The 25,228-nt window shown below is 70.9% G+C and carries 24 protein-coding genes and 1 riboswitch; of the genes, 18 read left to right on the top strand and 6 right to left on the bottom strand.

All coding sequences use genetic code 11. The features are described from left to right. Window positions 1–56: 56 nt before the first annotated feature. The 5 genes from ACIBNE_RS16185 to ACIBNE_RS16165 all read left to right on the top strand — a co-directional run bounded on the left by ACIBNE_RS16185 (window position 57) and on the right by ACIBNE_RS16165 (window position 4,143). Complete coding sequence (locus ACIBNE_RS16185) at window positions 57–563, top strand: ATP-binding protein (protein ID WP_399271889.1); 507 nt, start codon at window positions 57–59, stop codon at window positions 561–563. Between the two features lie 411 nt (window positions 564–974). After that, a complete protein-coding gene (locus ACIBNE_RS16180; protein ID WP_399272932.1) occupies window positions 975–1,790 on the top strand; it encodes a polysaccharide deacetylase family protein in 816 nt (271 codons plus the stop codon). Beyond that, window positions 1,790–2,974 (top strand): YncE family protein, encoded by a 1,185-nt coding sequence (locus tag ACIBNE_RS16175; RefSeq protein ID WP_399271887.1) that lies wholly within the window; start codon window positions 1,790–1,792, stop codon window positions 2,972–2,974. The genes ACIBNE_RS16180 and ACIBNE_RS16175 overlap by 1 nt, the downstream gene beginning before the upstream one ends. Before the next feature lie 141 nt (window positions 2,975–3,115). Continuing rightward, complete coding sequence (locus ACIBNE_RS16170; RefSeq protein ID WP_399271885.1) at window positions 3,116–3,355, top strand: EF-hand domain-containing protein; 240 nt, start codon at window positions 3,116–3,118, stop codon at window positions 3,353–3,355. A 71-nt stretch (window positions 3,356–3,426) separates the two neighbouring features. Further along, window positions 3,427–4,143: an ANTAR domain-containing protein gene (locus ACIBNE_RS16165; RefSeq protein WP_399271882.1), complete on the top strand. Its 717-nt coding sequence runs from the start codon at window positions 3,427–3,429 to the stop codon at window positions 4,141–4,143. 9 nt (window positions 4,144–4,152) lie between these two features. On the opposite strand, the gene ACIBNE_RS16160 is transcribed toward ACIBNE_RS16165, so the two are convergent. Beyond that, entirely contained in the window at window positions 4,153–4,599 is a 447-nt protein-coding gene (locus ACIBNE_RS16160; protein ID WP_399271881.1) for an STAS domain-containing protein, read from the bottom strand. Between the two features lie 206 nt (window positions 4,600–4,805). Here ACIBNE_RS16160 and ACIBNE_RS16155 point away from each other — a divergent pair, with 206 nt between their 5' ends. Next, on the top strand, window positions 4,806–5,816 hold the full coding sequence (locus ACIBNE_RS16155) for a CopD family protein (RefSeq protein ID WP_399271879.1): 1,011 nt from the start codon (window positions 4,806–4,808) through the stop codon (window positions 5,814–5,816). 14 nt (window positions 5,817–5,830) lie between these two features. Here ACIBNE_RS16155 and ACIBNE_RS16150 read toward each other — a convergent pair whose 3' ends face one another. The 5 genes from ACIBNE_RS16150 to gcvT all read right to left on the bottom strand — a co-directional run bounded on the left by ACIBNE_RS16150 (window position 5,831) and on the right by gcvT (window position 10,872). Further along, a complete protein-coding gene (locus tag ACIBNE_RS16150; protein ID WP_399271876.1) occupies window positions 5,831–6,424 on the bottom strand; it encodes a class I SAM-dependent methyltransferase in 594 nt (197 codons plus the stop codon). Between the two features lie 64 nt (window positions 6,425–6,488). Next, window positions 6,489–7,859, bottom strand: a complete 1,371-nt coding sequence (locus ACIBNE_RS16145; RefSeq protein WP_399271874.1) for an L-serine ammonia-lyase — start codon at window positions 7,857–7,859, stop codon at window positions 6,489–6,491. A gap of 148 nt (window positions 7,860–8,007) precedes the next feature. Further along, the gene (gene glyA, locus ACIBNE_RS16140) at window positions 8,008–9,270 is read right to left on the bottom strand and encodes a serine hydroxymethyltransferase (protein ID WP_399271872.1); all 1,263 of its coding nucleotides are present in this window, start codon (window positions 9,268–9,270) and stop codon (window positions 8,008–8,010) included. A gap of 21 nt (window positions 9,271–9,291) precedes the next feature. Beyond that, entirely contained in the window at window positions 9,292–9,669 is a 378-nt protein-coding gene (gcvH, locus tag ACIBNE_RS16135; RefSeq protein ID WP_399271870.1) for a glycine cleavage system protein GcvH, read from the bottom strand. 78 nt (window positions 9,670–9,747) lie between these two features. Further along, entirely contained in the window at window positions 9,748–10,872 is a 1,125-nt protein-coding gene (gene gcvT / locus ACIBNE_RS16130; RefSeq protein WP_399271868.1) for a glycine cleavage system aminomethyltransferase GcvT, read from the bottom strand. A 144-nt stretch (window positions 10,873–11,016) separates the two neighbouring features. Next, window positions 11,017–11,117, bottom strand: a riboswitch (glycine riboswitch). Between the two features lie 127 nt (window positions 11,118–11,244). On the opposite strand from gcvT, the gene ACIBNE_RS16125 reads away from it, so the two are divergent. The 12 genes from ACIBNE_RS16125 to ACIBNE_RS16070 all read left to right on the top strand — a co-directional run bounded on the left by ACIBNE_RS16125 (window position 11,245) and on the right by ACIBNE_RS16070 (window position 25,198). After that, window positions 11,245–11,952 carry an AAA family ATPase gene (locus tag ACIBNE_RS16125; RefSeq protein WP_399271866.1) on the top strand — a complete coding sequence of 236 codons (708 nt, stop codon included), beginning with the start codon at window positions 11,245–11,247 and terminating at the stop codon, window positions 11,950–11,952. Between the two features lie 100 nt (window positions 11,953–12,052). Beyond that, window positions 12,053–12,844, top strand: a complete 792-nt coding sequence (locus ACIBNE_RS16120) for an enhanced serine sensitivity protein SseB (protein ID WP_399271864.1) — start codon at window positions 12,053–12,055, stop codon at window positions 12,842–12,844. 200 nt (window positions 12,845–13,044) lie between these two features. Next, entirely contained in the window at window positions 13,045–13,827 is a 783-nt protein-coding gene (locus ACIBNE_RS16115; protein WP_399271862.1) for an enhanced serine sensitivity protein SseB C-terminal domain-containing protein, read from the top strand. 154 nt (window positions 13,828–13,981) lie between these two features. Beyond that, a complete protein-coding gene (locus ACIBNE_RS16110) occupies window positions 13,982–15,655 on the top strand; it encodes an ABC transporter substrate-binding protein (protein WP_399271860.1) in 1,674 nt (557 codons plus the stop codon). Window positions 15,656–15,731: 76 nt separating this feature from the next. After that, window positions 15,732–16,736: an ABC transporter permease gene (locus ACIBNE_RS16105; protein ID WP_399272930.1), complete on the top strand. Its 1,005-nt coding sequence runs from the start codon at window positions 15,732–15,734 to the stop codon at window positions 16,734–16,736. After that, window positions 16,736–17,692, top strand: coding sequence for an ABC transporter permease (locus tag ACIBNE_RS16100; protein ID WP_399271858.1), 957 nt, complete (start codon window positions 16,736–16,738; stop codon window positions 17,690–17,692). Before ACIBNE_RS16105 ends, ACIBNE_RS16100 begins: the two co-directional genes overlap by 1 nt. A 7-nt stretch (window positions 17,693–17,699) precedes the next feature. Further along, window positions 17,700–18,725 (top strand): ABC transporter ATP-binding protein, encoded by a 1,026-nt coding sequence (locus tag ACIBNE_RS16095; RefSeq protein WP_399271857.1) that lies wholly within the window; start codon window positions 17,700–17,702, stop codon window positions 18,723–18,725. Further along, a complete protein-coding gene (locus tag ACIBNE_RS16090) occupies window positions 18,722–19,762 on the top strand; it encodes an ABC transporter ATP-binding protein (RefSeq protein WP_399271856.1) in 1,041 nt (346 codons plus the stop codon). The genes ACIBNE_RS16095 and ACIBNE_RS16090 overlap by 4 nt, the downstream gene beginning before the upstream one ends. Before the next feature lie 385 nt (window positions 19,763–20,147). Then, the gene (locus ACIBNE_RS16085; RefSeq protein ID WP_399271854.1) at window positions 20,148–21,146 is read left to right on the top strand and encodes an ABC transporter permease; all 999 of its coding nucleotides are present in this window, start codon (window positions 20,148–20,150) and stop codon (window positions 21,144–21,146) included. 57 nt (window positions 21,147–21,203) lie between these two features. Further along, window positions 21,204–22,961, top strand: coding sequence for an ABC transporter substrate-binding protein (locus tag ACIBNE_RS16080; RefSeq protein WP_399271852.1), 1,758 nt, complete (start codon window positions 21,204–21,206; stop codon window positions 22,959–22,961). A gap of 123 nt (window positions 22,962–23,084) precedes the next feature. Next, window positions 23,085–24,098, top strand: a complete 1,014-nt coding sequence (locus ACIBNE_RS16075) for an ABC transporter permease (RefSeq protein ID WP_399271850.1) — start codon at window positions 23,085–23,087, stop codon at window positions 24,096–24,098. After that, window positions 24,095–25,198, top strand: a complete 1,104-nt coding sequence (locus ACIBNE_RS16070; protein ID WP_399271848.1) for an ABC transporter ATP-binding protein — start codon at window positions 24,095–24,097, stop codon at window positions 25,196–25,198. The genes ACIBNE_RS16075 and ACIBNE_RS16070 overlap by 4 nt, the downstream gene beginning before the upstream one ends. The last annotated feature ends 30 nt before the right edge of the window (window positions 25,199–25,228 follow it).

The raw sequence follows: 25,228 nt of genomic DNA, 5'->3' as shown, positions 1-25,228 counted from the left end.
AGGAGTGATTCCCCATCATGGCCCCGCGGCGCGCCTGCGACGGCCATGATGGGGGCATGGCGGGCCTGGAGGGTGTGGAGCAACCGCGGCAGCGCGGCAGCGCGCCCGCGACCGCGCGCCGTTCGCCGGTCGCCGAAGACGAACTCGCGCTCAAGGCGCTGGAGTTGTTCGGCAACCCCGCGGAGGGCGAGGTGCAGCTGCCGTCCCGTCCCGAGTCGGCGGCCAGCGCGCGCCGGCTGACCCAGTGCGTCGTGGTGCGCCACTGGGGGCTCTCTCCGCAGATCGCCGAGCACGCCGTGCTGCTGGTGTCGGAGCTGGTGGGCAACGCGGTGCGGCACACCGGGGCGCGCTTCTTCGGGCTGCGCATGGTGCGGCGCAGGGGGTGGCTCAGGATCGAGGTGCGCGACCCCTCGCGCGGGCTGCCCTGTCTGATGCCGGTCCACGAGATGGACGTGAGCGGGCGCGGCCTGTTCCTGGTCGACAAGCTCTCCGACCGCTGGGGAGTGGACCTGCTGCCGCGCGGCAAGACGACCTGGTTCGAGATGCGGGTGGCGGACCGCTGAGGGCCCGCGTCCGGGGCGGGCGCGGAGCCTCGCGGGCCGGAAAACACGGAAGCCCCCTTGCGGGGGCTTCGCGGGGCGCCGTGCATCGAGGTGGGGTGTGGATCCACGGCGGAGGTTGACGACCTGGCCCGGGTCAATGGGGGTCGTGTCTCCGACTATGGCAGACAGGGGACCTAAGCGCCAAAGGTCCCAACCGGGACAAACCCCGACATTGCATAACACTTTAGAGGTGAATCGTAGGTGAGATGGGCCACGAACCTCGTAAACGATGAATAAGTATGGGTACTTACGCGTGAAACCTTGATTCATAAGGGTCGGCGGCAGGGTGAACGACACGACCCGTGAAGGTTCCGAATTGGGTCAATCATTACCTTCTGTCCTCTTGGCCCCTTAAATGGTCGCGTGACATGGATGCACCGCCGCGACGCCCTGCGCGCCGGAGCGGGCGCGGTCCTCACGGGGGCGCTCGCCACCGGCTGTACGGACGGTGGCCCCGCCACCGCCCCGGCCCCCGTCCCGCCCGCGGCCCCCGGCGAACCCGACCCTCCCGACGGCCCAGGGGCCCCCGACGCCCCCGGATCCTCCGGCAGGGCCAGGGACGCCCCCGCGCCCCGCAGGTTCCCCGGGCAGCCCCCGGAGATCGGGCACGGCCCCCGCGACCGCCCCAGGGTGGCGCTGACCTTCCACGGCCAGGGCGACCCCGCCACCGCCCGCGCCCTGCTCGCCGAGGCCGAACGGGCCGGGGCGCGCGTCACCGTGCTCGCCGTGGGCGGCTGGCTCGACGAGAACCCGGGGATCGCCCGCCGGATCCTCGACGGCGGCCACGAACTGGGCAACCACACCCAGCGCCACCTCGACATCTCCTCGATGTCCGAGCGCGACGCGTCCGCCGAGATCGAGCAGTGCGCGCTGCGGCTGCGCCGCCTCACCGGCTCGATCGGCACCTGGTTCCGTCCGTCCCGCACCCCGCACGCCACCCCGCTCGTCCAGCGCCTCGCCCGCCGCGCGGGCTACCCGCACTGCCTCTCGTACGACGTCGACCCGCTCGACTTCACCTCGCCCGGCGTCGCGGCGCTCACCCGCTCCGTCACCGACCGGGTCCAGGGCGGTTCCGTGGTCAGCCTGCACTTCGGCTACCGGGACACCGTCGCCGCGCTGCCCGCCGTACTCGCCGAACTCGACCGCCGCGGCCTGCGCGCGGTGACCACCACGGAGCTGCTGACCTGATGACGTCCTCCCTCACCCGGCGCACCGCCCCCGCCCTGATCGCCGCCGCGCTCGCCGCCCTGCTCGCCGGGTGCGGCGCGCAGTCCGGCGGGACCGAGGCCCTGGGCAAGAAGGCGGCCGCGCCGCCCGCCGTGCCCAAGAAGGCCGCACCCGCCGGACTGCCCGGCATGCCGCCCGTGACCGACCCCAAGGACATCTACGCGGCCGACCGCCCGAACGCGCTCGCCCCCGAGGTCCGGAACTTCCCCTCCCGGGTCTACGTCCCCAACACCAACGACAACACCGTCTCGGTCATCGACCCCAAGACCTACAAGGTCGTCGAGACGATCCCGGTCGGCGTCCAGCCGCAGCACGTCGTCCCGTCCTGGGACATGAAGACCCTCTGGGTCAACAACAACCGGGGCCACACCCTCACGCCCATCGACCCCGCCACGGGCGTCGCGGGCAAGCCGGTCGAGGTGCACGACCCGTACAACCTGTACTTCACGCCGAACGGCAAGTACGCGGTCGTCATGGCCTCCATGGACCGGGAGCTGGTCTTCCGCGACCCCAGGACCATGAACCGGGTCAAGACCGTGCCGGTCAGCTGCGCCGGGGTCAACCACGCCGACTTCTCGGCCGACGGCCGCTACTTCGTGGTCTCCTGCGAGTTCTCCGGCGAGCTGCTGAAGGTCGACACGGAGAAGATGCGGGTCGTCGGACAGCAGAAGCTGCCGTTCAACGGGGCCATGCCGCAGGACGTGAAGATCTCGCCCGACGGGAAGACGTTCTACATCGCGGACATGATGGCGCACGGCATGTGGGTGCTCGACGGCGAGAAGTTCACCACCCCGAAGCTGCTGCCGACGGGCAAGGGCTGCCACGGCCTCTACGTCAGCCGCGACTCCAGGGAGATGTACGTCTCCAACCGGGGCGAGGGCTCGGTCTCGATCTTCGACTTCACGCGGAACAGGCTGACGAAGAAGTGGCACCTGCCGGACGGCGGGTCGCCCGACATGGGCGGCGTCTCCGCGGACGGCAAGGTGCTGTGGCTCTCGGGGCGGTACGACTCCGAGGTGTACGCGATCGACACCGTGACCGGCAAGCAGCTCGCCCGGATCCCGGTGGGCGGCGGCCCCCACGGCCTGGCGGTCTACCCCCAGCCCGGCCGCTACTCCCTGGGCCACACGGGCATCTTCCGCTGAGCGCCGCCCCCCCCGGGGGCGCGGTTCTCCGCGCCCCCGGGGGCCTCCCGGCCTCCCCGGGCGAACCCTCGCCCCGGCGCCGCCCCCCGTGCCGTTAACCTGACCCCCGTCAGTAATGCACCAAGTTAGGGGTGGACAGCAGTGGCGGACATCGAGTCGGCGCGCAAGGCCTTCGAGCGGTTCGACCTGAACGGCGACGGGCTCATCTCGGCCGCTGAGTACAAGAGCGTGATGGCTCAGCTCGGGGACCCGTACGTCACGGAGCCCGTGGCCCAGGCCGTCATCAACTCCCACGACGCCAACGGCGACGGCCTTCTCACCTTCGACGAGTTCTGGGCCTCCCAGAACAAGTCCCAGGACCAGCCCTCGGCACAGGGCTGACCCGTCGGCAGCTCCCCCGGCCGCGGCCGGGGGCTGCCGGCACGCAACACCTATCCCAGGGGGGTGCGCACGTGGAACGGGCGAGTCAGTGGATGCGCAGCGCTGTCGGCCTCGCGGCACTGGCGGGGGACGACGCCCCGGCTCAGGAGATCGTGCGCAGACTGTGCGGCTACTGCGTGGACCTGATGCGCCTTCCGGCCGTGGGAGTCCTCCTCGGCGCCACCTCCGACGGGGTGCGCGGGGCCTCCGTCTGGGAGGGCACCGACGGGCTCTTACGGCTCGTCGCGGAGACCGACGAGGAGGGCCCGGCGCACTTCTGCCTCCGCACCGGCAGCGAACTGGTCGACTGCGACCTCAGACGGGACGCGGACCGCTGGCCGGTGTTCGCCGAGCGCGCCCTCTCGGCCGGGGTCGACCGCACCACCGTGCTGCCCCTGCGCAGGGGCGACGAACCGTCCGTCGGGGTGCTCCAGCTCCTCTCCCGCGGCGACGGCCTGCCCAAGGCCGACCGCGAACTGGCCCAGGAACTGGGCGACCTGTGCGCCCAGCTCCTGAGCCACGTCCGCGCGCTCGACCAGAGCCGCAGGACCTCCGAACAGCTGGGCCTGGCGCTCGACAGCAGGATCGTCATCGAGCAGGCCAAGGGGATACTCGCGGAGCGCTGGGACATCCACCCCGACGAGGCGTTCGGCGCCCTGCGCGGCCACGCGCGCGCGGAGCGGCGCAGACTCAACGAGGTGGCGAGGGACGTCGTGGAGAACGAACTGGACCCCGAGCGCCCGCGCTGACGAGAGGCCCTAGGACCGCTCGTCCAGCACATCGTGTCCGGTCGGCGCCGCGAAGGCTTCCGCCATGTCCGGCACGGGCCGCAGCAGCTCCGTGAGCCGCGCCGCCCGGATCGTCCGCAGCAGGGGCGGGCGGGCGCAGACCAGGTTCAGGGTGCCGTCCCGCTCCACGACCCTGCGCCGCGCGCGCACCAGCAGGGTGAGCCCCGAGCAGTCCATGAAGTCGACCCGGTTGAGGTCGACGACGACGGCCGGTGACGCGCGGCCCGTCGCCGAGTCGAAGGTGGGGCCTATCCGGGTGGCGGCCAACAGGTCGATCTCTCCCCGGACCTCGAACACGGTACGGCCCTCCTGGACGTACACCTGTCCGTACGCCTCGGGGAACGGCGCCGCAGGCAGGGTGCCCGACGAGGGGAGGACGGGGGACGACGGGGACGCCGGAGCGAGTCGTTCGGTCATGTGCTGCTGCCTCTCCTGACCAGGTCTGCATGGAGCGCACCGGGGTCTGGGGTGGCAGTTTGCGACATTACGAGCCGGTGGCGGAACGCGGGGGAGAAGAAACGTTCTCCGCTCACCCAATGCATCCGTCAGGGTGAAGTTCGCACGTTCTCATGGACAGGGTGTGGGTTGCTGTGCATTTTCCGGCCGGGGAAGATCGTGGAGTGATGTACTCCGGCCCGCCCGACGACGGCACCCCCACCTCCACCACCGCCGGCGCCGCCGCCCAGGGCCGTGCCGCGCGCCGCAGGGCCGCCAGGCGCCCGGTCACACCGCTGGCCGCGGCGGTGGCAGGCGTCGGCCTGCTGCTCGTCGCGCTGCTGGGCTTCGACGCGGTCTCGGACGGCACCGGAGAGCTGGCGATACCCGCGGCCGAGGCCACCACCCTCCTGCGCACGGTCTTCTTCGCGGCCCTCGCGGTCCAGGCGGGCGAACTGCTGCTCTCCCGCCCCGCCCGCACGCTGCCCGGTGCTCCCGCGGACCTTCCCCGCCCCTGGGCGCTGCCCGCCGCGCTCGCGGGCACCGCGGCCACGGCGGGACAGATCGCGGTCCTCGCGCACATCAGCGACCTCGACCTGACCGCCACCTACGGCACCCGCGAAGGCGGGCTCCTGCTGTTGACCGCCAACGCCTTCGCGGCCGCCGCCCTCTGCGCCGGGCTGCGCAAACCCCTCCCGGCGGCCCTCGCGCTCGCCGTGGTGACCGTCGCCGAGGCGCTGCGGGCACACCCGGAGCCCTACGGCCCGCTCACCGGGTCGGCGCTCACGGTCGTCCACCTGACCGCGGCCTCCCTGTGGACCGGCGGCCTGCTGTACGCGCTGCGGGCCATGTGGCACTGGCGCGGCACCCCGGGCGCGGGCCTGGCGCTGCTCGCCCGCTACGCCCGCGCCGCGGGCTGGCTGCTCGCCGCGCTGATCGTGACCGGCACGTTCTCCACCCTCCGCAGACTCCCCCCGGACGTGGTCCTCAGCTCCGCGTACGGCCGCACCCTGCTCGTCAAACTGCTCCTGGTCGCGGTGGCGGCCCTGCTCGCCCTGCGGGCCCGCCGCCGGCTGCGCGCGTCCCGCGCCGACACGGCGCGGGCGGTCCGTACGGAACTACTGGCGCTCGCGCTGGTCGTGGTCCTCTCGGCCCTGCTCACCGTGGTCCCCGACCCCCACTGGATCAGCACCCGCTGACCGGGTGGAGCCGGTCACGGGTGCTTCCGCTCCAGGACCAGTTCGCTCCAGTGGACCTCGCCGCGGCCCAGGTGGTCGGCCCCGGTCCTGGTGTGCAGGACGGTCAGGCCGTGCTCCGCGGCGAGGGCCGTGGTCTCGGCCGCGGGGACGTCGTACATGCGGCGGCCCTCCGGCACCGGGCCGTGGCGCAGGCTCAGCACCACCCGGCCGCCGGGGGCGGTCAGCCCGGCGATGCGGCGCATGGCGACGGGCCGCTCCCGCGGGGCGAGGTGCATCCACACGGCGGACAGCAGCACCAGGTCGAACGGGCCGGTGACGGCGGCCAGTTCGGGCAGCGAACCCTCGGTCCACCGCACCGGCGCCTCGGGGTGCAGCCGCCGGGCCTCCGCGCGCATCTGGGGCACCGGCTCCACCGCCGTGACGTCGAAGCCGAGCGCGGCGAGCGCCGTGGCGTCCCGGCCCGTGCCCGACCCGACGTCGAGGGCGCGGCCCGGCGGCCGGGGGAGGAAGGGCAGGGCGTAGCCGTGCACGAACTCGAAGTCCACGCTCTCGTACCGCACCGCGAGGGTCTGCGCTTCCTGCGCGTAGTACTGCTGCACACCGTTCATGCCGCACACCGTACGGCGTGCGGCCGACAACGCACCCGGCCCCTCCGGCCCCCGGCCTACCGGATCAGCACTCGATGATGTTCACCGCGAGCCCGCCGCGCGCGGTCTCCTTGTACTTGACCGACATGTCGGCGCCGGTGTCCTTCATGGTCTTGATGACCTTGTCCAGGGACACCTTGTGGCTGCCGTCGCCGCGCATCGCCATCTTCGCGGCCGTGACCGCCTTGACCGCCGCCATGCCGTTGCGCTCGATGCACGGGATCTGCACGAGGCCGCCGACCGGGTCGCAGGTCAGGCCCAGGTTGTGCTCCATGCCGATCTCGGCCGCGTTCTCCACCTGCTCGGGGGTGCCGCCCAGCACCTCGGCGAGCGCGCCCGCCGCCATCGAGCAGGCCGAGCCGACCTCGCCCTGGCAGCCGACCTCGGCGCCGGAGATCGAGGCGTTCTCCTTGAACAGCATGCCGATCGCGCCGGCGGCGAGCATGAAGCGGACCACGCCCTCCTCGTCGGCGCCGGGCACGAAGTTCATGTAGTAGTGCAGGACCGCCGGGATGATGCCGGCCGCGCCGTTCGTCGGGGCCGTCACGACCCGGCCGCCCGCCGCGTTCTCCTCGTTGACCGCCATCGCGTAGAGGGTGATCCACTCCATCGCGCGGGCCAGCGGGTCGCCCTCGGCGCGCAGCTGGCGCGCGGAGTTCGCGGCGCGGCGGCGGACCTTCAGACCGCCGGGGAGGATGCCCTCGCGGGACATGCCGCGCGAGACGCAGGCCTGCATGACGCCCCAGATGTCGAGCAGCCCGGAGCGGATCTCCTCCTCGGTGCGCCAGGCCTTCTCGTTCTCCAGCATCAGCGCGGAGATGGAGAGGCCGGTCTCCTGGGTCAGGCGCAGCAGCTCGTCACCGGTGCGGAAGGGGTACTTCAGGGCCGTGTCGTCCGGGACGATCGGGCTCTGGCCCTCCACCGCGTCCTCGTCGACCACGAAGCCGCCGCCGACCGAGTAGTACGTCTTGGCGAGCAGCTCGGCGCCCTCGGCGTCGTACGCCCACAGGGTCATGCCGTTCGCGTGGTACGGCAGGGCCTTGCGGCGGTGCAGGACCAGGTCGTCGTCGAAGGAGAACGGGACCTCGTGGGTGCCGAGCAGGTTGATCCGGCCGTCGGCCTTGATCCGCTCGACGCGCTCGTCGGCGCCCTCGACGTCGACGGTACGGGGCGACTCGCCCTCCAGGCCCAGCAGGACGGCCTTGGGCGTGCCGTGGCCGTGGCCCGTCGCGCCCAGCGAGCCGTACAGCTCGGACCGTATCGACGCCGTGTGGACCAGCAGTCCCTCGTTCTTCAGGCGTCGGGCGAACATGCGGGCGGCGCGCATCGGTCCCACCGTGTGGGAGCTGGACGGGCCGATGCCGATCGAGAACAGGTCGAAGACCGAGATGGCCACGGTGGTGACTCCTAGGTGGTGGGTAGACGCCGTTGTCTGCCGGGGTGGTGCAGAGGGCGGTGCGGGGCAGTCGGGGGCAAAGGGCGGGGCACCGCTCTCACCTTCCAGTGTGCGCGGTGCCCCTGTATTCCGGGTGAAGCGTACGTAACTACTTCAGTCCAGGGTAAAGCGGGTGCTTCTCGGCCAGCGCGGTGACCCGCGCCTTCAGGGACTCCGCGTCGTACGACGGCTTCAGCGTCTCGGCGATGACGTCCGCGACCTCGGCGAAGTCCTCGGCCCGGAAGCCGCGGGTGGCCAGGGCCGGGGTGCCGATGCGCAGGCCCGAGGTGACCATCGGGGGGCGCGGGTCGTTCGGGACCGCGTTGCGGTTGACCGTGATGCCGACCTCGTGGAGGCGGTCCTCGGCCTGCTGGCCGTCCAGCTCGCTGTTGCGCAGGTCCACCAGGACCAGGTGCACGTCCGTGCCGCCGGACAGCACGTCCACGCCCACGGCCTTGGCGTCGTCCCGCACCAGGCGCTCGGCCAGGATGCGGGCGCCGTCCAGGGTGCGCTGCTGGCGGTCCTTGAACTCCTCGGTCGCCGCGACCTTGAAGGAGACCGCCTTGGCCGCGATCACGTGCTCCAGCGGGCCGCCCTGGAAGCCGGGGAAGACCGCGGAGTTCAGCTTCTTCGCGAAGGCGGTGTCGCGGGACAGGATGATGCCGCCGCGCGGGCCGCCCAGCGTCTTGTGCGTCGTGGAGGTGACCACGTCGGCGTACGGCACCGGGTTGGGGTGCAGGCCCGCCGCGACCAGACCGGCGAAGTGCGCCATGTCGACCCACAGGTAAGCGCCGACCTCGTCCGCGATCCGGCGGAACTCGGCGAAGTCCAGCTGGCGCGGGTAGGCGGACCAGCCCGCGATGATCACCTTCGGGCTGTTCTCCTTGGCCAGGCGCTCGACCTCGGCCATGTCGACCAGACCGGCCTCGTCCACGTGGTACGCGACCACGTTGAACTGCTTGCCGGAGAAGTTCAGCCGCATGCCGTGGGTGAGGTGGCCGCCGTGCGCCAGGTCCAGGCCCAGGATCGTGTCGCCGGGCTGGGCGATCGCGAACAGCGCGGCCTGGTTGGCGGACGCGCCGGAGTGCGGCTGGACGTTCGCGTACTCCGCGCCGAACAGGTCCTTGACCCGGTCGATCGCGATCTGCTCGGTCACGTCGACGTGCTCGCAGCCGCCGTAGTACCGGCGGCCGGGGTAGCCCTCGGCGTACTTGTTGGTGAGGACGGTGCCCTGGGCCTCCATGACCGCGACCGGAGCGAAGTTCTCCGAGGCGATCATTTCCAGGGTGGACTGCTGGCGGTGGAGCTCGGCGTCGACGGCGGCGGCGACGTCCGGGTCCAGCTCGTGGAGAGAGGAGTTGAGAAGCGACATCAGTCAGGTCCCTAAGGGTCTTTAGTTGCCGGAGAACTCGGTGTACTCGTCCGCGGAGAGCAGGTCGCCCGGCTCGTCGGAGACGCGGACCTTGAACAGCCAGCCGCCCTCGAAGGGGGCCGAGTTCACCAGGGACGGGTCGTCCACGACGTCCTGGTTGGACTCGACGACCTCGCCGGAGACCGGGGAGTACAGGTCGCTGACCGACTTCGTCGACTCCAGCTCGCCACAGGTCTCGCCCGCGGTGACCGTGTCGCCGACCTCGGGGAGCTGGGCGTAGACGACGTCACCGAGCGCGTTGGCCGCGAACTCCGTGATGCCGACCGTCGCGACACCGTCCTCGGTGGCCGACAGCCACTCGTGCTCCTTGCTGTAACGCAGCTGCTGGGGGTTGCTCATGGGGTGAATTCTCCTGTACGCGGGGTTGTGCTGGGGAACGGGAAGAGTGCGGTGCGGGTCACTTCTGACGCTTGCGCGTCACTTCTGCCGCTTGTAGAAGGGCAGCGCCACGACCTCGTACGGCTCGTGGGTGCCCCTGATGTCGATGCCCACGCCCGCCGTGCCCGGCGCGGCGTGCTCGGCGTCCACGTACGCGATGGCGATCGGCTTGCCCAGCGTCGGGGACGGGGCGCCGGAGGTGACCTCGCCGATCACCTTGCCGTCGGCGACGACCTGGAAGCCCGCGCGGGGCACCCGGCGGCCCTCGGCGATCAGGCCGACCAGCTTGCGCGGGGGAGCGGTCTCGGCGCGCTCGGCGGCCGCGACCAGCGCGTCGTGGCCCACGAAGTCGTCCCCGTGGGAGGTCTTCTCGAACTTCACGACGCGGCCGAGACCGGCGTCGAAGGGGGTGAGCGCGGTGGTCAGCTCGTGCCCGTACAGCGGCATGCCCGCCTCCAGGCGCAGCGTGTCGCGGCAGGAGAGGCCGCAGGGGACCAGGCCCTCGGCGGCGCCCGCCTCGGTCAGCGCCTGCCACAGCTTCTCGGCGTCGGCCGGGGCGACGAACAGCTCGAAGCCGTCCTCGCCGGTGTAGCCGGTGCGCGCGATCAGGGCCTGGACGCCGGCGACGGTGCCCGGCAGGCCCGCGTAGTACTTCAGGCCGTCCAGGTCGGCGTCCGTGACCTTCTTGAGGATGCCGGGGGACTCGGGGCCCTGCACGGCGATCAGCGCGTACGCGTCGCGGTCGTCGCGCACCTCGGCGTCGAACCCGGCGGCGCGCTCGGTCAGCGCGTCCAGCACGACCTGGGCGTTGCCCGCGTTGGCGACGACCATGTACTCCTGCTCGCCGAGCCGGTACACGATCAGGTCGTCCAGGATGCCGCCGTCCTCGCGACAGATCATGGTGTAGCGCGCCCGGCCGACGCCGACGGAGCCGATGTTGCCCACGAGGGCGTGGTTCAGCAGGTCGACGGCCTGCGCGCCGATCACCGCGATCTCACCCATGTGGGAGAGGTCGAAGAGGCCGGCCCTGGTCCGTACGGCGTTGTGCTCGTCGCGCTCGGAGCCGTACCGCAGCGGCATGTCCCAGCCCGCGAAGTCGGTCATGGTCGCACCCAGCGAGCGGTGCAGCGCGTCGAGGGCGGTGAGACGGGGGACGTTGCTCATGTGTGGGACTCCCAGGGCATGACTGGCGAGGACGATCCTCCCCATCTGTCATCGGAACCTGAGAGGTTCACCGGGAGTCCCGGCTTGCACCTTGGGTGGGACCGCACGGTTCGGTGGGAACGGCGGCCCGCTTTTCAGATCTGCCTCACCCGCGCGGTACGGGGCCTGAGAGATTCAAGGGAGGAACTTGCTCCTTCGGCGCCCGGCCGCACTGTGGCTGGCCGGGACTCTCCCGCGCGGGTTCAAACGGCCGGTATGCAGTTGGCGCGCACATCATTGCACGCCCGTCCCGGGCGGCAAATCTGTTGTGACGCATTACCCGTTCTTTACACTTCATGGGCAAGGGTGTCTTGTCCGACAGGGGGAAGGACGATGAGCTTGCGAGAGTCCCGTGCTCGGGCCGCCACGAGCGGTGTCCCGGTCGGCGGCGTACCGGCGCAGCCCGGCGCCCCGGCAGGCGTCCCCGTGGGCGCGGCGCGGGCCGGGAGCGGGCCGGTGCCCGTGCCCGTCGTGCGGGACCTGCGGGACCGCGCGGGGCGCGGCCCGCGCGCGCTGGACTTCGCCCCGGGGGACGTGCTGGTCGTCTCGGGACTGCCCGGCAGCGGCAAGACGACCCTCATGAAGCGGACCGTGACGGCGCGGGCGATCGACTCCCAGGACGCCAGGGACCGCTGGGCCGCCCTGCTGCCCGGCCCGCTCCCGTACGCCCTCTACCGCCCGCTGGTGCGCGCCGCGCACTACCTGGGGCTGCGGCGGGCGCTGCGCTCGGGGGAGAGCGTCGTCGTCCACGACTGCGGCACGCAGGCGTGGGTGCGCCGCTGGCTGGCGCGCGCGGCCGCGCGCCGGGGCCGCGCGCTGCACCTGCTGCTGCTCGACGTGGAGCCGGACGTCGCGCGCGCGGGCCAGCGCGAGCGCGGGCGCGGGGTGTCGGGGTACGCCTTCGCGCGGCACCGCAGGGCGGTGGGCCGCCTGGTGCGGGACGCCGAGCGCGGCGTCCTCCCGGCGGGCTGCGCCTCGGCCGTCCTGCTGGACAGGGACGCGGCGGGGGCGCTGAAGCGGGTCGGCTTCCGGGAGGCGTGAGGGCCGTGCCGCGCGGTGCGGTCCGGTCCGTCCCGGGCGCGGCCGGGGCCCGTGCGGCGTTAGGGTGCTGCCGCAGGACACGGGGCGTGAAGGGGAGCAAGTGGACCAGCCACTCGACCACAGCCGCAGCGACGGCGACAGCGGCAGTCCGGCCTGGCCGGTCAACGAGCTGGAAGAGGTGCTCGCCGCCTCCGTCGGCGTCCCCGGCGCGGGCAGCAGGCTCGTCGAGGTGCTCGGCCGCAGCCAGGTGTGGGTGCCGCTGCCCAAGGGCGGCAGCACCGAGAGCCGCGACCTCGACCTGCCCACGCTGGAGCTGGACGGCCTGCCGTACGTCCCCGTCTTCAGCTCCGAGCAGCAGTTCCTGGCCGCCGTGGGCGCCCACATGTCGTTCACGGTCGCGCCCGCCAGGGAGTTCGCCCGCGGGCTGCCGCCGCAGCTGGGCATCGCCGTGAACCCGGGCGGCGCGGTCGGCATGCCGCTGCCGCCGCCCGCCGTCGCCGAGCTGTGCAGGGCCGGGCGCACCGCGCTGGACGGGCCCGCGTCCGGCGGCCGGGTCCGGCTCTTCGAGCCCGACTGGCAGGAGGACCCCGTCGACTTCCTGACCGTCGCGGGCGAGGAGTTCGGCGCCACCGAAGTGGTGCTCTCCGCCCGCCGCGCGCTCGCCTCGATCGAGGGCGGCGACCCGGTGCTCTTCGTCGGCGTCGAGTTCTCCACCTGGGACGGCGCGGGCCGGGGCGCCCCGATGGAAGCGCTCGGCAGGGCGCTCGGGCGGGTCTCCGTGAAATGGCCGGTCAACCTCGTCCTGCTGGACGTGGCGCAGGACCCCGTGAGCGACTGGATGCGGGAGAGGGTGCGGCCCTTCTACAGCCGCGAGCAGCGCGGACACCCCTGATCCCGGCACCACGTACGGCCCGGCGCGTCAAGTCGGTGTCAGGGGCGCCGCTTAAGCTGGTTTCATGACCGGGCCGCACGCGTGTGCAGCGCTGCCGCGCCGGGGGCGGCCGGCCGGCGGGCGGTGCACGAGGGCGGATCGAGCGAGCCGCCGGGCGGATCGAGCGGATCGAAGCGGATCGAAGAGGGGCGGGACCCAGGGTGAGTGCGTCAGGCACCGCGGCGGCCGGGCAGGTCGAGCACATGCTGCGCCAGGTGACGCCCGGACGCTACGACGCGTACGAGGCGCTGCTCGGTGCCCTGGCGGACGGCCAGATCTGGATGCTGCTCTGGCACGGCACGGCCGGGTCGCCCGAGGCCCAGTACGGGAACATGGAAGTGGCGGGCCTCGGCTACGCCCCCTGCGTGACCTCGGCCCAGGAGCTCTCGGTCTCCGGCTGGAACCGCGCGCACGAGGTGGTCTCGGGGCGTGACGTGGCCCGTGCGCTCTTCCCCGATCGGTGGGGGATCTGGCTCAATCCGCACGCGCCGGGCGGCGGCGTCGGGATTCCCTGGCTGGACCTGCGGCGCATCGCGCTCGGGCTCGACCGGATGCCCGCGGGGCCGCTGCGGCTCGGGGAGCCCTCGATCGACATCCCGCAGTTCTACGCACAGCTCGCGCAGAACGCGCACCGGACGCCCGCGGTGCGGTCGCTGCGGCGCGCGTGGGTGCAGCCGGCGCTGGGCGCGCCGTACCTGGCGATCGGGCTGGACCTGTACGACACGGGGCAGGCGTCGGTCGACTCCGTGCGGGCGATGATGCAGCAGTCGATCGGGGCGGTGCCCGAGGGGCTGCCGGTGTCGACGGTGGCCATGTCGGACGAGTACGACCCGGTGGCGATGTGGCTGAGGGCGAACGCGCGGGCGTTCTACTCGCGCGAGGCGCACGCGCCCGTCGGCGGCGGTGGCGGCGGCATGGGGTACGGCTACCCGCCGGTGGGGTGACGGGGCGCGGCCACGTCTCATTTGGGTATCGCCGCCATCCGGACCGTTCACGAAGGTCAGCGGTGAACCATAAGGTTCGGCACCAGTTCCCGATCTCGCATCTCGCACCACCGTACGCAGTACTCGGACGCACAGCCGAACTCTGGGGTGGACCATGCGCATACCGAACTCCCGTTCCTTACGGGGCCTCACCGCTGCCGTGGCGATCGCCGTGGTCGCGGTCGGCTGCTCCAGCGACAGGGACAAGGCCGACGGCGAGGAGGGCAAGGGCGGGGACACGTTCGTCTTCGCCTCGCCCGGCGACCCGGCCTCCCTCGATCCCGCGCTCGCCAGCGACGGCGAGACCTTCCGCGTCACCCGGCAGTCCTTCGAGGCGCTGCTGAAGCACGAGTCGGGCGGCTCCGAGCTGACCGGCGCGCTCGCGGAGACGTGGAGCGGCGACAAGACGGGCAAGGTCTGGACGTTCAACCTCCGCAAGGGCGTGAAGTTCCACGACGGCGAGGCGTTCAACGCCGCCGCCGTGTGCGCCAATTACGACCACTGGTTCAACTGGAAGGGCACGTACCAGTCCAGCGCGGTCTCGTACTACTGGCAGACGGTCCTCGGCGGCTTCGCGAAGAACGAGGACGAGGAAGCGCCGAAGCCCAACTACAAGTCCTGCGTGGCCAAGGACGAGAACACCGCCGTCATCACGGTCGGCGAGACCTCCGCGAACCTCCCCGGCGGCTTCTCCCTCCAGGCCCTCGCGATCCACTCGCCGAAGGCGATCAAGGAGTACGAGAAGCAGGAGGCGACCGCCAAGGGCGACGCGATCACGTACCCCGAGTACAGCCAGAAGGCCGGGACCGTCGCGGGGACCGGACCGTACAAGATCACCAAGTGGAACAAGGGCAACAAGGAAGTCTCCCTGGAGCGCTTCGACGGCTACTGGGGCGAGAAGGCCAAGATCAAGAAGCTGGTCTTCCGGACCATCGACACCGAGGACGGCCGCCGCCAGGCCCTCCAGGCGGGCGACATCAACGGCTACGACCTGGTCGCGCCCGCCGACGTGAAGACCCTGGAGGGCGCGGGTTTCCAGGTCCCGACCCGGGACGTCTTCAACCTGCTCTACCTCGGCATGACCCAGTCGAAGAACAAGGCGCTGGCCAAGCCCGCCGTGCGGCAGGCCATCGCGCACGCCGTCGACCGCGAGAACATCGTCAGGACCCAGCTGCCCGACGGCGGCAAGGTCGCCACGCAGTTCATGCCGGACACCGTCGCCGGACACTCCCCGAACGTGAAGAAGTACGCGCACGACACGGCGAAGGCCAAGACGCTGCTGGCGAGCGCGGGGGAGAGCGGCCTGAAGGTCGACTTCTGCTACCCGACCGAGGTCACCCGGCCCTACATGCCCGCCCCGCAGGACATCTTCGAGTCGCTCAAGGCCGACCTGGAGAAGGCGGGCATCAAGGTCACGCCGAAGCCCATGAAGTGGAACCCGGACTACACCGACGCCACCGAGGCGGGCTCCTGCTCGCTCTACATGCTCGGCTGGACCGGTGACTTCAACGACGGCTACAACTTCATCGGCACCTGGTTCGCCCAGTTCGACACCCAGTGGGGCTTCAAGGACCGGGCCGTCTTCGACGCGGTGACCGCGGGCTCCAAGGTCGCCGACCCGGCCGGGCGCACCGCCGCGTACCGGAAGGCCAACGAGAAGATCATGGAGTACCTGCCGGGCGTGCCGCTCACCTCGTCGCCGCCCGCCATCGCCTTCGGCAAGAACGTCAACCCGCCGAAGGTCTCCCCGCTGACGCAGGAGAACTTCTCCGAGACCAGCTTCAAGTAGCCATGCGCCCGCCGGCGGGCCCGCCCCACCACGGGCGGGCCCGCCGGGACTCGTACCCATGAAAGGGGCACGCGGGGTGCTGCGGCTCACGTTGCGACGACTCCTCCAGCTCGTACCGACCCTGTTCGGCCTGTCCCTGCTGCTGTTCCTGTGGCTGAACAAACTGCCGGGCGGACCCGCGTCCGCGATCCTCGGCGAGCGCGCCACCGAGGCCGAAGTCCGGCGAATCAACCGCCTGTTGGGGCTGGACGAGCCCCTGTACGTGCAGTACGGCCGCTTCCTCAAGCGCATCGTCCGGCTCGACCTCGGCACCTCCACCCAGACCGGCCAGCCCGTCTGGGACGAGTTCGCGCTGCGCTTCCCGGCCACCGCCGAACTCTCCATCGCCGCGATGCTGATCGCCGTCGTCGTCGGCGTGCCGCTCGGCTACTTCGCGGCCCGCAGGCGCGGCGGCTGGCTGGACGTCTCGTCCGTCTCCGCCTCGCTGATCGGGATCTGCGTCCCGGTCTTCTTCCTCGCCCTGATCCTCAAGGGGATCTTCGCCGTCGAGCTGGGGATCTTCCCGAGCTACGGGCGCCTGTCGACGGGCCTGGACGCCACCGAGGTCACCGGCTTCGCCGTCCTCGACGGCGTCCTCACCGGCGAGTTCGACGCCTCCTGGGACGCGCTGACCCACCTGGTGCTGCCCGCCGTGACGCTCTCCTCGATCCCGCTCGCCGTGATCGTCCGGATGACCAGGGCCAGCGTCCTGGAGGTGCTCGGCGAGGACTACGTGCGCACCGCCGAGTCCAAGGGCCTCCAGCGGCGCGTGGTGCGCGGCCGCCACGTGCTGCGCAACGCGCTGCTGCCGGTGATCACCGCGGTCGGGCTGCTGACGGGGAGCCTGCTGTCGGGGGCCGTGCTCACCGAGTCGGTGTTCTCCTTCGGCGGCATCGGCTCCTTCATCCGCACCGCCATCGACGGCCGCGACTACCCCGTCCTCGTCGGCTTCATCATGTTCATCGCGATGCTCTACGTCGTGATCAACCTGCTGGTCGACCTGGCCTACAGCCTCATCGACCCGAGAGTGCGGGTGCACTGATGACCACAGCCAGAGCGGAGAAGATCGACCGGCTCGCCGCACTCACCGCGCGCCAGGAGACCGGGGAGGGCGCCGGGCTGTGGCGCGAGGCGCTGCGCCGGCTGCGGACCAGCAAGACGGCGCTCATCGGGGCCGCGGTGATCGCGGTCTTCGTGGTCCTCGCGGTCGTCGGCCCGTGGATCGCGCCGCACGCCCCGACCGCGCAGACCTGGCGCGGCGAAGTCTTCCCCAACCAGGGGAAGTTCGTCGGGCCGCGCGGCGAGAACTGGCTGGGCCTGGACCACCTCGGCCGCGACGAGCTGTCCCGGCTGCTGGTCGGCGCCCGCCAGACCCTGCTCGTCGGCGTCGTCGCGATGCTCATCGGGCTCGTGGCCGGGGTGCTCGTCGGGGCGCTCTCCGGGGCCGCGGCCACCCTCGGCGGAGCGGCGGGCCGCCGGATCGACTCGGTGGTCATGCGGATCACCGACATGATGCTGGCGCTGCCCTCGCTGCTCCTCGCGGTCTCCGTCGCGGCGGTGCTCGGCCAGTCGCTGACCACCGTGATGATCGCCATCGGCGTCGTCAACGTGCCGGTCTTCGCCCGGCTGCTGCGCGGCTCGATGCTCGCGCAGGGCGGCCGCGACCACGTCCTGGCCGCCAAGGCGCTCGGGGTGCGCAGACGGCGCATCGTCCTCACCCAGATCCTGCCCAACTCGCTGAGCCCGGTGATCGTCCAGGCGACCCTCAACCTCGCCACCGCGATCATCGAGGCCGCCGCCCTGTCCTACCTGGGCCTGGGCAACCCCGACCCGGCCGTCCCCGAATGGGGCGTGATGCTCTCCCAGGCGCAGCGGTTCTTCGACAACGCGCCCATGATGTCGGTCTACCCGGCGCTCGGGATCGTCGTCGTCGCCCTCGGCTTCACCCTGCTCGGCGAGGCCATGCGGGAAGCACTCGACCCGAAGCTGAGAGGCTGATGCCGTCGTGCCGCTCCTGACCGTCGACGATCTCACCGTCACCTTCCGCGGCGCCCGCGGCCGCCCCGACACCCGGGCCGTGGACGGCGTCTCCTTCGCCGTGGACCAGGGGCAGGTCGTGGGCCTGGTGGGGGAGTCGGGCTGCGGGAAGTCCGTGACCTCGCTGGCCCTGATGGGACTGCTGCCCGCCAGGGGGGTGCGCACCGGGGGCCGCGCCGACCTCGACGGCGCGAACCTGCTGACCATGGGCCAGGGGGAGCTGCGCGACCTGCGCGGCCGCCGGCTGGCCATGGTCTTCCAGGACCCGCTCTCCTCGCTGAACCCGGTCGTCCCCATCGGCACCCAGGTCACCGAGACCCTCTCCCGCCACCGCGGCCTGAAGGGCGAGCCCGCCCGCAAGGAGGCCGCCCACCTGCTGGAACGGGTCGGCATCCCGGATCCGACCCGGCGCCTCAAGGAGTATCCGCACCAACTGTCGGGCGGCATGCGCCAGCGCGCCCTGATCGCGATGGCCGTGGCCTGCGCCCCCGGCCTGCTGATCGCCGACGAGCCGACCACCGCCCTGGACGTCACCATCCAGGCGCAGATCCTGGAGCTGCTGGGGGAACTGGTCGCGGAGGAGGGCACCGCCCTGCTGATGATCACCCATGACCTCGGGATCGTCGCGGGCCTCTGCGACCAGGTCAACGTGCTGTACGCGGGCAAGGTCGTCGAGTCCGCCGCGCGCCACGAGCTGTTCGCCCGCCCCGCCCATCCGTACGCCCACGGCCTGCTCGGCTCGATCCCGCGCCTGGACGCACCGCGCGGCGAACCGCTCACTCCCGTCAGGGGCTCCGTCAACGACCGCATCGACTGGGCCGACGGCTGCGCCTTCGCGCCCCGCTGCGACTCCTACGAGCTGGAGTGCCTGACCGGTGCCCTCCCGCTCACCGAGCCGCTCGCGCCGGGCCACCGGGTGCGCTGCGCGCACCCCGTACGGCCCGCGGCGCCCGCCGCCAAAGGCACCGAGAAGGCCGAGGAGGCCACCGCATGAGCCTGCTCGAACTGCGCGACGTCAAGGTGCACTTCCCGGTCAGGAAGGGCGTCCTCTTCGACCGCACCGTGGGACACGTCCACGCCGTGGACGGCGTCTCGCTGAGCATCGCGGCCGGGCAGACGTACGGCCTGGTGGGGGAGTCCGGCTGCGGCAAGACGACCCTGGGGCGGGCGGTGCTGCGGCTGGTCGACATCACGGCGGGCCAGGTCGTCCTGGACGGTACGGATCTGGCCGCGCTGCCCGCCGAGGAGATGCGCCGCTTCCGCCGCCGCCTCCAGATGGTCTTCCAGGACCCGCTCGGCAGCCTCAACCCCCGGCAGAACGTCGAGTCGATCCTCGCCGAGGGCATGGCCGCGCACGGCATCGGCGCCGACCGCGCCGCGCGCAGGAAGCGCATCCTGGCGGTGCTCGACCGGGTCGGGCTGCCCGCGTCCTCGCTCTCCCGCTACCCGCACGAGTTCTCCGGCGGCCAGCGCCAGCGCATCGGCATCGCCCGCGCCCTCGTCCTGGAGCCCGACGTGATCATCTGCGACGAGCCGGTCTCGGCGCTGGACGTCTCCATCCAGGCCCAGGTGGTCAACCTGCTCGAAGAGCTCCAGGAGTCGCTGGGCCTGACCTATCTGGTGATCGCCCACGACCTGGCCGTGGTGCGCCACATCTCGGACGTGATCGGCGTGATGTACCTGGGGGCACTGGTGGAGGAGGCCCCGAGCGACGCGCTGTACGCCGCGCCCAGGCACCCGTACACCCGCGCCCTGATGTCGGCCGTGCCGATCCCCGACCCGGCCGTCGAGGACGCCAGGGAGCGGATCCTGCTGGTCGGAGACCTGCCGTCGCCCGCGGACCCGCCCGCGGGCTGCCGCTTCCACACCCGCTGCCCCTGGAAGCAGGAGACCCGCTGCGCCACGGACCGCCCGCCCCTGGCGGACGTCGGCGGCGGCCACCGGGTCGCCTGCCACTACGCCGCGGGCATCGCCGACGGGAGCGTCGCGCGGAGCGCCGCTTCGGCACGGGACACGGCCTACGCCCCCTGAGGGCGGCAATGCCCGGTTCTGCGGGATCTGGTGGCGATGTGATGTACATGTCGTACGTTGCGGGGTTCCCGCCCCAACTGCCCCGCGTCCGTACCCCGTTCAGTGACGTCCGGATAACGGAATGCGCCTGACCTCATCACGTTTGAGCAAACATTCCCCTGGGGGGCTGGCGGGTGATCGCGGCCACATTGAAGACTCCCCGCTAACACCGGGCAGTCGGCCCTTTGTGCGAACTGGGCGCCAAGTGCTCTCTCGCACTTCACGGGGCATCTTCCGTAACGACAGACCCAGTTGACTTCCAGTTGAGTTCCACCCAAAGCGAGCCAGGCCGTCACTGCGGCGAGTACGGGCCGGCCACCGCCGGCCGAGAGGGGTCAAAGGCACTGTGACCGCACCGATCGAGACCACCGGATCGGCTGCCGAGGCGCAGCCGGAGGCAGTCCTCACGGGGGCCAAACAGAGCCAGATCGAGGGCCGTTCGCTCGGTCAGATCGCCTGGACCCGCTTCAAGCGGGACAAGGCGGCCATGGCCGGCGGAATCGTCGTCCTCCTGCTGATTCTGCTCGCGGTCCTCTCCAAGCCCATCCAGGCCTGGTTCGGACTCGACCCCAACGCGTTCAACCAGGACCTCGTCGACCCGGCGCTGCTGGCGCCCAAGGGCGAGTGGGGCGGCATGAGCTGGGACCACCCGCTCGGTGTCGACCCGCAGTACGGGCGCGACATCATGACCCGCATCATCGAGGGCTCCTGGGTCTCGCTGCTCGTCGCGGGCGGCGCCACCCTGCTCTCGGTGGTCATCGGCGTGATCATGGGCATCATCGCCGGCTTCTACGGCGGCTGGGTCGACACCGTCATCAGCCGCACCATGGACACCTTCCTGGCGTTCCCGCTCCTGCTCTTCGCGATCTCGATCTCGGCCTCGCTGCAGAGCGGCGCCTTCGGCCTGGACGGGCTGCCCCTGCGGATCAGCGTCCTGATCTTCGTGATCGGCTTCTTCAACTGGCCCTACATGGGCCGGATCGTGCGCGCCCAGACCATGACCCTGCGCAACCGCGAGTTCGTGGAGGCGTCCAGGTCGCTCGGAGCGCGCGGTCCCTTCATCCTCTTCCGGGAACTGCTCCCGAACCTGGTGGCGCCGATCCTCGTCTACGCGACGCTGCTGATCCCCACCAACATCCTCTTCGAGGCGGCGCTCAGCTACCTCGGTGTCGGAATCGCGCCGCCGCAGGCGTCGTGGGGCGGAATGCTCTCCAACGCCGTCGAGTACTACGAGCCCGATCCGCAGTACATGATCGTGCCGGGCCTGGCCATCTTCATTACGGTCCTGGCGTTCAACCTGCTGGGCGACGGGCTGCGCGATGCGCTCGACCCCCGCAGCAAGTAGTGCGCGGCGTGCAGCCAACTCCCGCGCCGCAACCAACGATTGAGGGGGCAACCTCAGGTGAAGACTAGAAAAGCAACGGCCGCCATCGCCACGGCCGTGGTGCTGGGGCTGACGGCCACCGCCTGTGGTGGCTCCGACAGCAAGGACGAAGGCGGCAAGGGGGGCTCCGGCGCCACCGACGCCGCGCTGAACTCCATCGTCAACCCTTCCACCACGAAGGGCGGCACCCTCAAGATCGAGATGTCGGACGAGCCCGACTCCCTCGACCCGGGCAACACCTACTACGGCTGGGTGCAGAACGTCTCGCGCCTCTACAGCCGTACGCTGATGTCCTTCAAGCCCGCCGCGGGCAAGGCCGGCCTGGAGGTCGTCCCCGACCTCGCCGAGGCCAAGGGGCAGCCCAGCCCGGACGCCAAGACCTGGACCTACAAGCTCAAGAAGGGTCTGAAGTACGAGGACGGCACCGTCATCACGTCCAAGGACGTGAAGTACGCGGTCGAGCGTTCCAACTTCGCGCCCGAGGCCCTGTCCAACGGCCCGACGTACTTCAAGGCGCACCTCATCGGCGGCGACAAGTACAAGGGTCCGTACAAGGACAAGAACCCGGCCGGCATCGCGTCCATCGAGACGCCGGACGACAACACCATCGTCTTCAAGCTGAAGAACGCCTTCGCGGACTTCGACTACCTGGCGACCTTCTCGCAGACGGCCCCCGTGCCGCGCGGCAAGGACAAGGGCGCCGACTACGTCAAGGGCATCGTGTCCTCCGGCCCGTACAAGTTCTCGTCGTACAAGGAAGGCCAGTCGGCCGAACTCGTGCGCAACGACAACTGGGACGCCAAGACCGACCCGATCCGCCCGGCCCTGCCGGACAAGGTCACCCTGCGCTTCAAGGTCAAGCAGGAGACGGTCGACAACAACCTGCTCGCCGACAACATCACCGTCGACGGCTTCGGCACCGGTGTCGCCCCGGCCACCCAGGCCAAGGTGCTGACCCAGAAGAAGTACAAGTCGCAGACGGACAACCCGTACGCGGGCGCCACCTCGTACATCGGTCTGAACCCGAACGTGAAGCCGTTCGACAAGCTGGAGTGCCGCCAGGCCGTCCAGTGGGGCGTCGACAAGGCCTCGGTCCAGGCCGCGCAGGGCGGTGACCCGAAGGGTGACGTCGCCACGACGCTGCTCCCGCCGTCCGTCGCCGGTTACACCAAGTTCGACCTGTACGAGACCGAGGGCCACAAGGGCGACGTCGCCAAGGCCAAGGAACTGCTGACGAAGTGCGGCCAGCCGAACGGCTTCAAGGCCAACCTCTCGGCGCGTGCCGACCGCCCGGCCGAGATGGCCGCGGCGACCGCCATCCAGGCGTCGCTGAAGAAGATCAACATTGACGTCGAGATCAAGTCCTTCCCCGGCGGCAAGTACTTCCAGAACTTCGCGGGCAACCCGAGCTACGTGCACGCCAACAAGCTCGGCATGATCATGACCGCGTGGGGCGCCGACTGGCCGACCGGCTTCGGCTTCCTCGACCAGATCGCCAACGGCGCGGCCATCAAGCCCTCCGGCGGCAACAACGTCCAGGAGCTCAACGACCCGAAGGTCAACGAGGGCCTGAACAAGGGCATCGCCAACACCGACGACGCCGCCCGTGAGAAGGGCTGGGGCGAGGTCGACAAGCTCATCGCGGAGACGGCGACCGCCGTGCCGCTGATCTACCGCAAGAACCTGCTCTTCCGGCCGAAGTCCGCGACGAACGTCACGGTCACCCAGGCCTACCTCGGCCAGTACGACTACCTGCTGATGGGCTCCTCGAAGTAATCGAGGGACCGGGCAAAACGAGAGTTTCGAAAGGCAGGTGATGGCATCGGTGCTCGCCGGTGGTCCGGCCGCTCCTCATGAAGGAGCCGGCCGGACCCCGGCGGGCGCCGACGCCGGATAGCTGTGGCTGCGTACATCATTCGACGCCTCTTCGGCGCGGTGCTGCTGCTGTTGATCGTCAGCGCAGTCACCTTCGCGATCTTCTTCCTAGTCCCCCGGCTCGCCGGGCAGACGATGGACCAGTTGGCGGCCCAGTACGTGGGCAAGGACGCCAACCCCCAGTCCATCCAGGCGGTCAAGCAGAACCTCGGCCTGGACCAGCCGCTCTACGAGCAGTACTGGGACTTCATCCGCAACATCGTCACGGGCACGACCTACAAGTTCGGCCCCGACGCCTCCGAGTGCAGCGCCCCGTGCTTCGGCTACTCCTTCAAGAACCACGTCGAGGTGTGGCCGCAGATCACCGACCGCATCCCGGTCACCTTCTCGCTGGCCATCGGCGCCGCCGTGATCTGGCTGATCAGCGGCATCGCCATCGGCATCGTCTCGGCGCTGAAGCGCGGCAGCATCCTCGACCGCTTCTTCATGGCCATCGCGCTCGCCGGCGTCTCCCTCCCGATCTTCTTCACCGGCATGCTGGCGCTGGGCGTCTTCACCGTCCAATGGCCGGTGTGGGACGAGGGCATCAACTACGTGCCGTTCACCGAGAACCCCGGTGAGTGGGCGTGGAACCTGCTGATCCCCTGGTGCTCGCTCGCCTTCCTCTACTCCGCGCTCTACGCCCGTCTCACCAGGGCCGGAATGCTGGAGACGATGGGCGAGGACTACATCCGCACGGCGCGGGCGAAGGGCCTCACGGAAGCCAAGGTCATCGGCAAGCACGGCCTGCGCTCCGCGCTCACCCCGCTCGTCACCATCTTCGGCATGGACTTCAGCCTCCTGATCGGCGGCGCCGTCCTCACCGAGACGGTCTTCTCCTTCAACGGCCTCGGCCGTTACGCGATCGACAGCGTCCAGAAGAGCGACCTGCCGGTCGTGATGGGCGTGACCCTGATCGCCGCGTTCTTCATCGTTTTCTGCAATCTGCTGGTGGACCTGGTGTACGCCGCCATCGACCCCAGGGTGAGGTACTCGTGAGCGAGGTTTCCAAGAAGGCCAAGGACGCGGCGGTGGGCGAACCCGTGCCCGCGCAGCGGTCCGGGTCCGGCTCGGAGGAAGCCTTCCTCTCCGTACGCGACCTGCGCATCCACTTCAAGACGGACGACGGCCTCGTCAAGTCGGTCGACGGCGTCAGCTTCGACGTCAAGCCGGGCCAGACGCTCGGCATCGTCGGCGAGTCGGGCTCCGGCAAGTCGGTCACCTCGCTCGGCATCCTCGGCCTGCACCGCACCGCGCCGAACGCCAACATCTCCGGTGAGGTCTGGCTGGACGGCGAGGAGCTGATCGGCGCCTCCGCCGACCGCGTGCGCGCGCTGCGCGGCCAGAAGATGGCCATGATCTTCCAGGACCCGCTCTCCGCGATGCACCCGTACTACACGGTCGGCGCGCAGATCGTGGAGGCGTACCGGGTCCACCACAAGGTCACCAAGAAGGTCGCCCGCACCCGTGCGATCGAGATGCTCGACCGCGTCGGCATCCCGGAGCCCGGCAAGCGCGTCGACTCCTACCCGCACGAGTTCTCCGGCGGCATGCGCCAGCGCGCGATGATCGCGATGGCGCTGGTCAACAACCCCGAGCTGCTGATCGCCGACGAGCCGACCACCGCGCTCGACGTGACCGTGCAGGCGCAGATCCTCGACCTGATCAGGGATCTCCAGAAGGAGTTCGGCTCCGCGGTCATCATGATCACGCACGACCTGGGCGTGGTCGCCGAGATGGCCGACGACATCCTGGTGATGTACGGCGGCCGGTGCATCGAGCGCGGCAGCGCCGAGAAGGTCTTCTACGAGCCCCAGCACCCCTACACCTGGGGCCTGCTGACCTCGATGCCGCGCATCGACCGCGAGGGCTCCGAGCGGCTCATCCCGGTCAAGGGCTCGCCGCCGTCCCTGATCAACGTCCCGTCCGGCTGCGCCTTCAACCCGCGCTGCCCGTACGCGGACGTCCCCAAGGACGGCATCACCCGCACCACCCGTCCCGAGCTGACCCAGGTCAGCAGCGGCCACTACTCGGCGTGCCACATGTCGGCCGAGGAGCGGACCCGGATCTGGACCGAAGAGATTGCGCCGAAGCTGTGAGTGAGGCCGAAGCAGTGAGCAAAGCCGCGA

Origin of the sequence: Streptomyces sp. NPDC050504, assembly GCF_044458065.1 — a bacterium.
Classification (GTDB): Bacteria; Actinomycetota; Actinomycetes; order Streptomycetales; family Streptomycetaceae; genus Streptomyces.
Note: the sequence above shows the minus strand (reverse complement) of the source record. Positions and strands in the feature narration are given on the sequence as shown.